Annotated in this window: 1 protein-coding gene; it reads right to left on the bottom strand. The window is 52.6% G+C overall.

Features of this window, described 5'->3' with window-relative positions; all coding sequences use genetic code 11:
• A partial coding sequence (locus tag AC1RPG_RS08255; protein WP_481762508.1) for a hypothetical protein occupies window positions 1–274 on the bottom strand: 274 nt, incomplete at its 3' end.
• Between the last annotated feature and the right edge of the window lie 146 nt (window positions 275–420).

Here is a 420-nt window from a genome sequence, read left to right as displayed (position 1 = left end):
CTGCGGTACCAGCCTCATGCATACCAGCTCTATCCAGAGCATGCGCCCTGTTGATCGCAGTCGGAATAGGGCCCTGTTCTTGTGCATAAAGCACTTTCGACGCATATTCTTCGAACGGAACGGCGTCCCGCGCATTGATCAACAGCGGATTACCGTTGACGACAGCAACCTGCGAATAGAACTTTCGGTCACCGCGATCCGAGGTAATTGTGAACCAGTAGCAGCCGCCGTTCTCCAGTTTATCCCAGTCCCTGATCTTCCGTACCTGCGTCATAAAGCTCTCCTGTTTGTAGATTGCTGGACTATAACGAGCCTAGTCCTGTTCGTCAAGCTTTTCTTCTTCCAGCTCGCGTTCTCTCAAACACGAGGTGCACAGCACAAGCCCAACAGGATGACTCGTGTGGCATACAAGGTTCTCGC

Source organism: Dellaglioa sp. CoH-57-MRSF-18, from assembly GCF_056781995.1.
This window is presented reverse-complemented; position numbering and strand designations above follow the sequence as displayed.